The sequence below is a fragment of the Bacillus sp. 05T31 genome, from assembly GCF_056396725.1.
In genome coordinates this window covers 1-11,261 of record NZ_JBFTMA010000127.1, presented here as the reverse complement: position 1 = coordinate 11,261, position 11,261 = coordinate 1, and the positions used below count along the sequence as shown (strand labels likewise).

Sequence of the window (11,261 nt, the reverse complement as noted above, 5' to 3'; positions counted from 1 at the left end):
TGATAATATTTTGTGATAAGTTGTATATAAAGATAAAATAAAAAGGATGATAAGCATGCAAAAGAGACCAGAGGCAAATGAATATAACCCGTATTATTCAACGTACATAAACTTAATACCAGATGGAGATATCATACATATTCTAGAGCAACAAATGAAGGAAACGAATCTTTTGTTGAAGGATATTTCTGATAGTGAGGGACATTTTAGATATGCTCCTAATAAATGGAGTATAAAAGAAGTAATCGGTCATATTGCGGATACTGAACGTATTATGGCGTATCGATTGCTTTCCATAGCAAGAGGCGAGACAGCAGAACTTCCTGGATATAACGATGATATGTATGTTCTTAGAGCGTATTTTGATAAGCAATCTATGCAAGATCTTCTTGAGAATTTAATAGTTGTTCGCCAATCTACTATGCATTTGCTTAAAAGTTTAGATAAAGAAGCTTGGTTACAAAGGGGAATTGCGAACAATTCTGAAGTCACGGTTCTTGCATTAGCAAACATAATTGCTGGTCATGAGCTTCATCATCGTCAACTTGTAAAAGAACGTTATTTGGGTTCTAAGGCATATCCAGCATGTTAAAATATGAAAATAAAAAGAGAATAATTCATAGGGAATTTCTGAATTATTCTCTTTTTATTTTTCTGCGTATCAGTGGAATTATAAATGTTTTTTTTCAAGGTCTATTCCTTCTCGTTGATGCTAATAGGGGGCACTATACATGCCCATCAAGCTAAGGGTGGGTATTGGGGTTTGTGTAGCAATGGAACCAAATCACGCAATAAGCATTAGCGAACATTAGAAATAGTAAAAATGCCACTTTTTCCTGTTAAAACGAGGTGATTTTAAATTTCAAATTCTTCTTTTACAACAGTCGCTAGTCCATCAATTGATTTACGTAAATCTGTTGCCCCTTGTGCAAGATATACTTTTTATATTGTGATTTCTGACAGCTTATTTATTAGTAAATTCATCGGGAGTCCAAGTAGCGATTTCATTTCCAGGTGCAGCAACTACAAGCCAATCCTCAAATTGGACCCCAGCTTGCCAGCATTTATAGTGATCATGAAAACCATTTACAAACATGATTTGTCCGTTCTCAAATGTTATAAATAAATGCGGAGATTCATTAGCAAGTTGTATGTTTGTAACTTTTTGTCTTCTTACTTCAAAAATTCTCTTATATTCTTCCTCCTCAGTATAATCGTCAAATTCCTCCTCATTAGAAGGGTACTTTTCTAGTGGATTATTAAATAAACACCATTTCGATTCGATGTTGGCATATAGTTGCCCATCATAGTCAACTGCAGCTTCAAAATTTGTAAAATGAATCTTTATAGTTGCTGGAGAAAGACCAAACTGTAGGCCATCAACTTGCGATCCTATAAAGAGATGTTTTAATACATTTTCAGCATTAATTTTGTCCTTTTTGTTCATTATACGAATCCTCCTTTCTGTAAAATATATATTATATTTTTATTGTAATAAATAAATTTTTATGTAAAATGAACTTTTTGTGAGAAACGGACGAATATAGTGCGAAGGATCATGAGAGGGGAATGTAATTTTGGATGAAGTAGAATTAAAAGAATGGCTGTATAAAATGGAGTCTGGGGACCAAAAAGCCTTTCAAGTTATTTATGAATTAACAAGTAAAGATATTTATAGAACAGTAGTATTTTTATTGGGGAATCAACACCAAGATGTAGACGATATAGTTAATGAGGTATACATCAAAATGTGGAAGTCTGTAACGAATTATGATATGAACCGTTCATTTCGTTTTTGGTTACATGGACTAGTTGTCAAGCAAGTACAAGATTGGCGTCGTAAATCGTGGCGGCGATTTCGAATCTTTGAAAAGAAGAAAATGTATGAACAAGATCCGTCTTACATAATAGATGAGGGTATATTACATAAAGAAACACGTAGTGAATTAATAGAAATTGTACAGAAATTATCTTATAAGCATCGTGAAGTCGTTATTATGCGTTACTTCCATGAATATAGCTTGGACGAAATTGCAGCACTTCTTCATATACCTATTGGTACAGTGAAATCTCGATTACATACAGCATTAAGACGTTTACGGTTAGAAATAGAGAATATACCAGTAGTGGAGGAGAGTGAAGCAAATGGATTTTGAAAAGTATGTAACAGATGAATTGAAAAGAGGCGCAGAGACACTCGAACCCACTCCTAATCTAGAAGATAAGGTACAAACCTCTTTTCATAAATACCAACAAATGAAAAAGAAAGGGAAAACTTCTATGAAGAAAAAGTTATTACTTGGCTTTGTAGCTGCGGCTGTTCTTATACCAACTGGTACTTTTGCGGGTACAACAATAATCGATAAAATTATAGGTACACCAGAAGAAGCGAGAAAAGATATGGGAATGTCAGAAGACGGCTATACAGGRTTGATGGAGAGGGTAGAAGTTGCTAAACACTTATTTACAAAAGAGGACTTTGAAAAATATGTAGAGTTATTACAAGAAACATATCATTTTTATAAGAAAGTTAGTGTCGTAGAAAATGGAGAAAGAAAACATACAGCTATAGGTCGTTTAAATGCTGATGAAGAAAAAAGAGATAGTGAGGTAATGGAAGAGCTAAACAAATATGAGGAAAAAATAGATCAACATTTTACATATACATTTGAACAAGCTGGAGAAATAACTGGTTTTCCAATAAAGCGTCCTACATATATTCCTTCTGGGTATCAACTAGTATTTGAAGAAGCAAAAGCACATGCAACGGTTGGAAAACCAATCCCTCTAATTACGATGAGATATGAAGATCGTAATGTGAAAAAAAAGCCATCTACATCGAATGCGGAATTAGGACTTACAATTCATCAATTAGAAATACTTGAAGATGATAAAAAAGATTATTTTATTGAAGAACCATTTGATAAAGCAACTGAAAAAGGACCAAATTTTTATAAAGACATTGTAACATATAAATTAAACGGATATGACATTACATTCGGTGGGTATAAAGAGTCAAATGTACGGGCTATGAAAATAGTGGTACCTGCAAAAGCAGGAAGAAATGCATACCAAGTATATGTAAACGATAGTATGTTGTCTAAAAAAGAGCTTGAGAAAGTTTTACTTTCGGTGGTGGAATAGTGCATGGTATGTAGAGACGAAATGTAAAACAATGAAAGTAATAATGTACGGTTTTAAAAAAATAATATTATTATGTAAACAAATATAATAGATGTACATTTGATAAATGATTCAATATTTTTGATTTTTCTATGGCCGTATAAGTATGATGTTCGTAGGGGGCGATCATATGAGCAAACACAAAAAGGTTATAGCGATTTCAGGCAGTATTAGGGAAGGGTCATCCAATACAAACATATTAAAAGCTCTAGCATCATTTATTCCAGAAGGTATAGATTACACTATTTATAATGGGATAGAGGAATTTCCTCATTTCAATCCGGATGTAGATCGAGTGGGAGCACCGGCTGTTGTTGAAGAGTTTCGAAAGACATTAAGTGAAGCACATGCACTTATTATTTGTACGCCAGAGTATGCAAAAGGTATTCCAGGAGTTTTAAAAAATGCGTTAGAATGGCTTGTTTCATCAGCGGAACTATATAAAAAACCAGTGGCTATCATAACAGCTTCACCGTCAATTGCGGGAGGGGATAAAGCCCATGAATCTTTGTTACTTACACTAGGCATGTTAGATACAGTTGTCGTTCAAAATGGCTCGTTATTAATCCCCTCTGTACGCACTAAATTTAGTGATGATGCAAAAGTTACTGATGAGGGAACAAAACAAGCTCTAATTTCTTTAATTCATAGTATAGTAGACGAAACAAGGGAATAATGATTTATTTTATATAAAGGCAATACTACTGTTAGTTTAAAGTAGTATTGCCTTTTAATTTTCTTTTGGTTGGAATTTTGTAATAACGATTAGGAAATCATGTCATCTATTTTAAGGCTTAGACAAAATATATATTAATTTAGGCTCGGGCTCGCGTCTTTTTTCGTCTTGGTCAAATAAATAACTAAGCTCAAGATTGTTAAGAGGAAGATTATGCTTGTTCCCACCGTACCGAGACCAAGACCACCGGCATCGTGAGGCTGTGATAGATAGTCGCCAAAAGAGGCGCCGAAAGGACGAGTTAAGATATAGGCGATCCAAAAGGCCAACACTGCATTTAACTTGAAGCGGTAGTAAGCAACGGTTACAGCCCCAATTAATGCGGCGAATATGAGCGCTGAAATCCAGTAACCTAAGTTGAGACTCTCTGCTACGAGATCACCAGCTGCAGTACCTAAGGCGAAGGTGAACAGGATAGCCAACCAGTAGAATGCTTCTCGCTTTGTTGTGTAAATAGAGTGAATGGACAGTGTCTTCTCACTCACATACCAAGCAGCAAAAGTTGCCATTAGGGCAAGGGTGAAAACGATGGTGGTCGTCTCTAGAGCGACCCCGAAGTTGTCCGTAAGATTGTCGGTGACTAGCGTGCCGACAACACTAATYAGCAARACAGTGARCCAGTAAATCCCTGGAACATACTTCTTCAACCTGAACTGGAAGAACAGTGTGATGAACAAGAGAGCACTCATAACAAAAGTCGTTTTGGTCAAGCCAAAGTTCAGGTTTGTATTTAAGAAGTCTGCGCCTGTCTCGCCCACAGTAGTTGCCATGATTTTGATAATCCAGAAGAAAACCGTGACTTCTGGAACCTTGTTCAGCATCTGCCAGCCTCGTGATGAAACGGAAGCGACTTCATCAGAAATGGATGGATTTTCTCTATTCTTATCCTGATCCTTCTCATAATATTTCATGTAGGATTCCTCCTTACTAGTTTTTTATGGCCAACGCCAATGTATATACAGAGTGTAACTAATAAGAATGAGATTCAGATGAAATTTGGATGAAAAAATCATTAAAAAAGGATGAAAAAAGAAATTTCTAAAGTGTCTTTTTCATTTAACAAATACAGTTAAAAAGGATATCCTTTCTTTGTTTGCGACATAGAAAATACAGAAAAATTGACACTCTTCATTTGATATCCTAAGTTGGTCGTTTTCTGCAACATAAAAGTACAGAGCGATTATTAGTTTGACATGGAGTCTCTACAAGCATGACTCGCATGCCAAGAACGTCATAATAACAAGCATTTGGCGCTATTATACTTGTTTCTCCACGTTAAAGCATGTGTGACTTGTTGGTTAAGTTTCTTTTGTATTTAGGGGGGACATTAAGAATATCTTATGTATTTCTCATCGTATTCTAATATTTTTTTAGTAGAGTATACCTTGTATCCTACAAGGAAAGAGGAAGAAGACTATGCATGTACTACATTTTTTAAGTGAATATATAAAGCACCCAAGAACTGTAGGAGCAGTATTGTCAAGTTCTAAGCAACTTGCAAAACAAATGGTAGCCCCTATAAATTTTGAACAAGCAAAATGCATTATTGAATATGGACCAGGAACTGGAGTGTTTACGGAACAGCTCATTCAACATAAACATAATGAAACAGTATTGCTAATCATTGAGAATAACGCACAGTTTTACCGTATACTTCAAGAGCGATACTCACACATAGAAAATGTGTACATTATTCATGACTCTGCCGAATATACGGAAAAGTATATTCAGCAATATAAAATTACCCAAGTGGATTATATTATTTCAGGATTGCCATTTACCAGTTTATCCCTTGATACTTCTACAAAGATATTACAGGTAACAAAAGAAGTATTAGGGGAAGGTGGGAAATTTATTACTTTCCAATATACACGTTTTAAACACCAATTTTTTCGGTCTTTTTTTGCAAATATTGATGTGAAGAAAATAAACTGGAATATTCCACCGGCTTTCGTGTTCACTTGCTTTATGTAAGGTGATGGGGAGGTACGAAACTAAATCACTATCATGCAAAAGAAATGGATTATTTCCAACATAAAAAATGAACGATTTTTTTCTGTGAAAGTTACAGAAAGAATCGTTCATTTTTTTGCTAAAAATATAAACTATAAATTTCATTTTAGACTATTAAAGGGCGGAATACTTTGCGGGAAGTTGAAAACATTTTTCGAATCATATTTAGCCTTTACTTCCATTAACTGGTCAAAGTTATAGCCTGTAGTAAGCATCTGGCGAGAGGTCGGGTGTATTAACGTAAACGCCTTTTGTGAATGGTAGCATCGCCTTTTTATATAGTTAAATATATTTACTCAAAATCTCCCCAGGTAATCCATCAATCTCACAAACTTTATCTGATGTAAAACCAACGTTTATTAAAATTTTTCGAGAGGGGATATTGTTTGGGTCAATGATTGCTTTTAGTACTTTTATATCTGTTTGCTTCGCTATATCCATTAATTCTTCTGCAATCCCGCTACCRTATCTTTTTCCCCAGTGCTCYGGCAAWATCATATAMCCAAKTTCAGCTTCKTTTRYAKYATCCTCATTTACYGTWACATGTCCAAGKCCGATAAATTCATTTGTAATAGAGTCATACACTTTGTAGGAGCCGAATAATCTATGTTTTTTATTACGCTTTAACAATTTTTTATAGTCGTTTTGCGCCTCGCCTAACGGAATGGTACGTTCCGTAATTTGTGCCATCACTTTTTCATTTGATACGAGCTGAAAGTATTGATCGAAATCTGTTGCTTCAAATTTTTTGAAATGTAGCTTATGCATAGTATTCCTCCAAACTAATTTTCATTTGTTCTTCAGAAAAGATAAACGATAGTTAAATCGTGATTTCTATTTGATTGCCTTCTGGATCGCTTATTACACTTTCGTAATAGCCATCTCCAGTGAAACGTGGTCCATTTAATAAAGAATAGCCTGCTTCTTTTAACGTTTTTGTCAGTTCATCTACACGTTCTTCACTTCCAACAGAGAAAGCCATATGTGCATAGCCAGTTATATTTAGGGTAGGCTCGTTTTCTATGCCTTTCTTACGCATAATTTCTAGGCGCGCTCCAGATTCGAACGTAATAAAATATGATTTAAATTGTTTTGTTTCGTTATGATATAAAGAGTTTGCTTTGCCGTTGAAATACTTCGTATAAAAAGTACGCATTAATTCTAAATCATTTACCCAAATTGCAATATGTTCAATTTTCATCCGTTTCACCAATCCATTCTKTATGTAAATTAAAAAATATGTACTCTGTAATAATTAGCGAAATTCAACAACACTAATTAGATGTTCACTTTATTAAATTTGCATGCATATTGCAAGAAATAAGAATGGACGTTAGGAAAAAGCGGATTGTAATGAAAAAATTTTATTAATGGTATTAGATAATTTTTAAGTCATAACATGCATATAATGTCTAATTAAGTGAATTACGTACGTCAAAATTTCAAATAAGGAGGGACATTTGTGGGGCAATTTGAACAAATGGTGATTGTCGGTATTTCCATGTCTTTTATACTGTCTATTATGATATTAGGGTCTACATATTATAATCCTCGCCTTTGGTTAAATGATTATCCGAAAGATATTCAAAAAGTAGTTTTGCCAAAATCGATAAATGAAAAAAAACAAACATTTTATTTCGGAATTATTTACAATATTATTCTCTTCGGAACGCCTTTAGTTTCTACATATATACTACATCACCATGGAAAATTATTGTATATTGAGGCCTATTTACATACTTTTGGGATTGTAATGATTTTCAATTTAGTAGATTTATTAATAATCGATTGGCTTATATTTTGCTGGATTACTCCAAGATTTGTTGTTATTCCTAGTACTGAGGRAATGAAAGGATATAAAGACTATAAGTTTCACTTAAGAGGTGCAATAGCTGGAACGCCATTTTTAGCAATTGTAAGTTTATTYTTGGCAGGAATTGCGACAACTATCTAGTGTGAAGTAGAAGGTCATGAAGAGTTTATAGAAGATAAGTAGATTTATAATGTATAGAATTAGAAATGAAAATTTGATAATATTGGAGTAGAAAGTTTTAAAAACAGTATATTAAGTGGTATTAATATACTGTTACAAATGTTTTGATACTCTGTGGAATTCCCTAATTTTATGGAAGCATTTGATAGAACTCAAAAAAACGCAATGGAGGCTAATATGAAAAAAATAATTGGCGCAGCAACAGCAACAGTTCTTGGATTGGGGGCTTTTACCACATCTGCTATCGCAGAAACTATCGTAACAGCGGATGTACTCAACGTACGTGAAAAGCCAACTACGGAATCAAAAGTTGTCGAAAAAGTAAAAGAAGGACAAAAGTTAAAGGTCATACATACTGAAGAAGGATGGTCAAAAATTGAGTTAAATGGTAAAGAAGTATTTGTAAGTTCGGAGTTTACAAAAGATATTTACCATGTAACAGCAAACCTATTAAATGTACGTTCTGAAGCAAACACTGAATCAGAAATTCTTGGCAGACTGAAACAAGATGATGTAATTGAATCAACTCATCAAGTAAAAGACGGATGGCTGCAATTTGAGTATAAAGGAAAAACAGCTTATGCAAATGTTTCTTTCCTATCAAGTACAGCACCAATTGAAAAGAAAGCTGAAGAGAAAACGAAGCGAGTAGCGAAAGTACAAAAAGCAGTTAAAAAATAGTAAAGCCTAAAGAAGAAGCGAAAGTAACAGAGAGAGTAAAAGTTAAGGAAGAAACGAAAGCAGAAGAAATAGYAAAGCCTAAAGAAGAAGCGAAAGTAACAGAGAGAGTAAAAGTTAAGGAAGAAAYGAAAGCAGAAGAAATAGCAATGACCAAGGAAGAAGCAAAAGCACAAGAAATAGCAAAGGCTAAGGAAGAAGCAAAAGCACAAGAAATAGCAAAGGTTAAGGAAGAAGCAAAAGCACAAGAAATAGCAAAGGCTAAGGAAGAAGCAAAAGCACAAGAAATAGAAAAAGTAAAAGAAGAAGCGAAAGCGCAAGAAATAGCAAAAGCTAAGGAAGAAGCAAAAGCRCARGAAATAGCAAAGGCTAAGGAAGAAGCAAAAGCACRAGAAATAGAAAAAGYAAAAGCGCAGGAAATAGCAAAGGCTAAGGAAGAAGCGCAAGCACGAGAAATAGAAAAAGCGAAAGAAGAAGCGAAAGCAAAAGAAGCAACAAAGACACAAGAAGTATCTAAAAATAACACACAGTCTGCTAAACGTGAATTAACGGTAGTAGCGACAGCATATACTGCTGATCCAAGTGAAAATGGTACATATGGTGGACGCGTTTTAACTGCGATGGGTCATGATTTAACGGCAAATCCTAATATGAGAATTATCGCAGTRGATCCGAAGGTAATCCCATTAGGATCTAAAGTATGGGTAGAAGGTTATGGAGAAGCTATTGCTGGTGATACTGGTAGTGCTATTAAAGGAAATCGTATTGATGTTTTAATGGGTTCAAAAAGTAAAGCTATGAACTGGGGAAGACAAACTGTTAAAGTAAAAGTTTTATAATAATGGTTATCCAAATAGAAGTCAGTTCTCTTTATTGAGACTGGCTTTTATTTTTYACCTTAATGTGATTCATTGAAAAAATTTGAAGGATATGTAAAAGAATAAAACCTTACTTTTGCTGCTGAGTACCGTGAGCAGTAAAAGTAACCCTATTGAATTATATAATCCTTATTTGTATTTCTGACAACCATATTGTTCTTCTATCACTATTAAAATAMAATTAGATAAATAGGAGAAAAATATTCATAAAATAGTAATTGTTTTATTTAGTCTTATACTAGGGTTTATAACGTTCCAAATCCCTATAGTGTCAGAATGGATACAGAACTCAGTCTTCTTGTAAATTGTTATTATTTTATTATCGTATTCATACCGAAAAGATAACGGTGATAAGAATGAGAAAAATGATGATTAGCAACAATAAAAAATGTTTTATGTACTGAAAGTTATTAAAAGATTAGTATCGAGGATTACCTTTATAAGCGAGAAGAGGATAGAATATGACAATGGAATTATATGGCGAACATTGGGATGGAATAAAAGGGTATAGAGTAATGGAAGGGAAAGATTCATATAATCATTATTTCGGTGGTCAAGATTGTGAATTACCATTGTGTAAGTTATGCGGTGAGAAAATGCATCAAATCTTTTGTTTTGATTTGAAAGATGAGAAACTTGCTGAACTTAAAAATGATGAATTGATTGTATTACCATTCATCTCTTGCTTGAATTGTGCGATGGTGTGGGAGCCGCAATATTTTCAATTAAGTAATGGGGGCAAAACGGTACAAATAATAAAACAAGACAATACGGAAGAGTGGATTATGGAAGCTGAGTATAAGCTACCGGTCAATCTTCCAAAAACTAATGTAAAGCTAACGAATATGAAAAATGAAGATATACCTACTGATGAAGATAGTTACTGGGAAGCTTTTGACTTATTCGGTTCGGAATATGTATGTAGATTGTTAGGAGCGCCCCTATACGATGATGTTCCAGAAGATTTAGGATGTCCAACTTGTTCGAAAGAGATGAAATATGTTGCTACAATTACACAAGATCTTGAAGAACGGGAACTTATTTCAGTAGTTGATTTTCTGTTCGGTGAGATGAATATATATTATTACTTATGTAAAGATTGTTCCGTTATGAAAACTGAAATACAAGGAACATAATAAAATAAGACTGACAAAAAGAGTCAGTCTTATTTTTGTATCGTAATATCAGTAATAATCGCATGAAATATATCTTTTTGCGTGAAATCATCTGTAAAAACAGTCTCTCTATTAACCTCAATTGTATCGTGTGGGTTATACCATTTACTCAATAAATCTTTTCCAAATTCAAGTCGTTTTTCTCTAGTATTATGCCGTCTAATCGTTTCTTCAAGTGATAAGTCAAAATAATATGTATAAGCGTTTCCTTCGAAATAATGTATTAATTCTCTTAACATTTCACCGTACCTACGACTGTTTAGTATTCCTTCTAAAATAACAAATTCACATTTTCCTTTTCCGTACTTCGTAATTTCAAATAGTAAATCATGAGATAAGTTACCCATTGTATCGTGAACTTTTAGCATATCTCTGCGCACAACGTCTTGTGAGACTAGAAGTGTTCCTTGCCCGAAATGCTCTTGCAGTTCTTTTGCGATAGTTGTCTTGCCACTTGCGGAGTTTCCTCGAAGAATAATTAATGTTGATTTCAAATTCTCATCTCCAAATTGTTTTAGTTTTTTAGGTCCTGTTACAAAAGAACTTCATTATGGGAAACATTCTTTTAGTTAGTTAAATAATAGTTTATGATACTCAGTATAGGT

Annotated in this window: 12 protein-coding genes and 3 pseudogenes; 8 read left to right on the top strand and 7 right to left on the bottom strand. The window is 33.9% G+C overall.

Features of this window, described 5'->3' with window-relative positions:
- The first annotated feature begins 55 nt into the window (after positions 1-55).
- Positions 56-592 (top strand): DinB family protein, encoded by a 537-nt coding sequence (locus AC1DJR_RS10725; protein WP_477002577.1) that lies wholly within the window; start codon positions 56-58, stop codon positions 590-592.
- A 263-nt stretch (positions 593-855) separates the two neighbouring features.
- Here the strand turns inward: AC1DJR_RS10725 and AC1DJR_RS10720 are convergent.
- Together AC1DJR_RS10720 and AC1DJR_RS10715 are read right to left on the bottom strand one after the other, a co-directional pair.
- Positions 856-930 (bottom strand): annotated as a pseudogene (locus AC1DJR_RS10720) (hypothetical protein); the annotation flags it as partial.
- A 34-nt stretch (positions 931-964) separates the two neighbouring features.
- On the bottom strand, positions 965-1,447 hold the full coding sequence (locus AC1DJR_RS10715; protein ID WP_477002576.1) for a hypothetical protein: 483 nt from the start codon (positions 1,445-1,447) through the stop codon (positions 965-967).
- Positions 1,448-1,577: 130 nt separating this feature from the next.
- Between AC1DJR_RS10715 and AC1DJR_RS10710 the strand changes: the two genes are divergently transcribed.
- The 3 genes from AC1DJR_RS10710 to AC1DJR_RS10700 all read left to right on the top strand — a co-directional run bounded on the left by AC1DJR_RS10710 (position 1,578) and on the right by AC1DJR_RS10700 (position 3,859).
- Positions 1,578-2,156, top strand: a complete 579-nt coding sequence (locus tag AC1DJR_RS10710) for a sigma-70 family RNA polymerase sigma factor (RefSeq protein ID WP_477002575.1) — start codon at positions 1,578-1,580, stop codon at positions 2,154-2,156.
- A complete protein-coding gene (locus tag AC1DJR_RS10705) occupies positions 2,146-3,144 on the top strand; it encodes a hypothetical protein (RefSeq protein WP_477002574.1) in 999 nt (332 codons plus the stop codon). The genes AC1DJR_RS10710 and AC1DJR_RS10705 overlap by 11 nt, the downstream gene beginning before the upstream one ends.
- Before the next feature lie 169 nt (positions 3,145-3,313).
- On the top strand, positions 3,314-3,859 hold the full coding sequence (locus AC1DJR_RS10700; protein ID WP_477002573.1) for an NADPH-dependent FMN reductase: 546 nt from the start codon (positions 3,314-3,316) through the stop codon (positions 3,857-3,859).
- A 134-nt stretch (positions 3,860-3,993) separates the two neighbouring features.
- Here AC1DJR_RS10700 and AC1DJR_RS10695 read toward each other — a convergent pair whose 3' ends face one another.
- Positions 3,994-4,830 carry a COG4705 family protein gene (locus tag AC1DJR_RS10695; protein ID WP_477002572.1) on the bottom strand — a complete coding sequence of 279 codons (837 nt, stop codon included), beginning with the start codon at positions 4,828-4,830 and terminating at the stop codon, positions 3,994-3,996.
- A 505-nt stretch (positions 4,831-5,335) separates the two neighbouring features.
- Between AC1DJR_RS10695 and AC1DJR_RS10690 the strand changes: the two genes are divergently transcribed.
- Positions 5,336-5,893 carry a class I SAM-dependent methyltransferase gene (locus AC1DJR_RS10690; protein WP_429688588.1) on the top strand — a complete coding sequence of 186 codons (558 nt, stop codon included), beginning with the start codon at positions 5,336-5,338 and terminating at the stop codon, positions 5,891-5,893.
- 140 nt (positions 5,894-6,033) lie between these two features.
- On the opposite strand, the pseudogene AC1DJR_RS10685 reads toward AC1DJR_RS10690, so the two are convergent.
- From AC1DJR_RS10685 to AC1DJR_RS10675, 3 genes and pseudogenes are all read right to left on the bottom strand, one after another.
- Positions 6,034-6,211 (bottom strand): annotated as a pseudogene (locus AC1DJR_RS10685) (BBE domain-containing protein); the annotation flags it as partial.
- 3 nt (positions 6,212-6,214) lie between these two features.
- On the bottom strand, positions 6,215-6,700 hold the full coding sequence (locus AC1DJR_RS10680; RefSeq protein WP_477002571.1) for a GNAT family N-acetyltransferase: 486 nt from the start codon (positions 6,698-6,700) through the stop codon (positions 6,215-6,217).
- Positions 6,701-6,752: 52 nt separating this feature from the next.
- On the bottom strand, positions 6,753-7,133 hold the full coding sequence (locus AC1DJR_RS10675; protein WP_429688589.1) for a VOC family protein: 381 nt from the start codon (positions 7,131-7,133) through the stop codon (positions 6,753-6,755).
- A gap of 261 nt (positions 7,134-7,394) precedes the next feature.
- Between AC1DJR_RS10675 and AC1DJR_RS10670 the strand changes: the two genes are divergently transcribed.
- The 3 genes and pseudogenes from AC1DJR_RS10670 to AC1DJR_RS10660 all read left to right on the top strand — a co-directional run bounded on the left by AC1DJR_RS10670 (position 7,395) and on the right by AC1DJR_RS10660 (position 10,617).
- A complete protein-coding gene (locus AC1DJR_RS10670; RefSeq protein WP_477002570.1) occupies positions 7,395-7,886 on the top strand; it encodes a nitroreductase in 492 nt (163 codons plus the stop codon).
- Positions 7,887-8,102: 216 nt separating this feature from the next.
- A pseudogene (gene entB / locus AC1DJR_RS10665) lies at positions 8,103-9,442 on the top strand (cell wall-binding protein EntB).
- Between the two features lie 500 nt (positions 9,443-9,942).
- Positions 9,943-10,617: a hypothetical protein gene (locus tag AC1DJR_RS10660; RefSeq protein ID WP_429688396.1), complete on the top strand. Its 675-nt coding sequence runs from the start codon at positions 9,943-9,945 to the stop codon at positions 10,615-10,617.
- 29 nt (positions 10,618-10,646) lie between these two features.
- On the opposite strand, the gene AC1DJR_RS10655 is transcribed toward AC1DJR_RS10660, so the two are convergent.
- A complete protein-coding gene (locus AC1DJR_RS10655; RefSeq protein ID WP_060750455.1) occupies positions 10,647-11,150 on the bottom strand; it encodes a kinase in 504 nt (167 codons plus the stop codon).
- Between the last annotated feature and the right edge of the window lie 111 nt (positions 11,151-11,261).

What these genes read in the sequence shown, in the direction of transcription:
- AC1DJR_RS10660 (WP_429688396.1), top strand. Translation starts at nt 9,943, where the DNA reads ATGACAATGGAATTATATGGCGAACATTGGGATGGAATAAAAGGGTAT.
- AC1DJR_RS10715 (WP_477002576.1), bottom strand. Translation starts at nt 1,447, where the DNA reads ATGAACAAAAAGGACAAAATTAATGCTGAAAATGTATTAAAACATCTC.
- AC1DJR_RS10675 (WP_429688589.1), bottom strand. Translation starts at nt 7,133, where the DNA reads ATGAAAATTGAACATATTGCAATTTGGGTAAATGATTTAGAATTAATG.
- AC1DJR_RS10725 (WP_477002577.1), top strand. Translation starts at nt 56, where the DNA reads ATGCAAAAGAGACCAGAGGCAAATGAATATAACCCGTATTATTCAACG.
- AC1DJR_RS10700 (WP_477002573.1), top strand. Translation starts at nt 3,314, where the DNA reads ATGAGCAAACACAAAAAGGTTATAGCGATTTCAGGCAGTATTAGGGAA.
- AC1DJR_RS10690 (WP_429688588.1), top strand. Translation starts at nt 5,336, where the DNA reads ATGCATGTACTACATTTTTTAAGTGAATATATAAAGCACCCAAGAACT.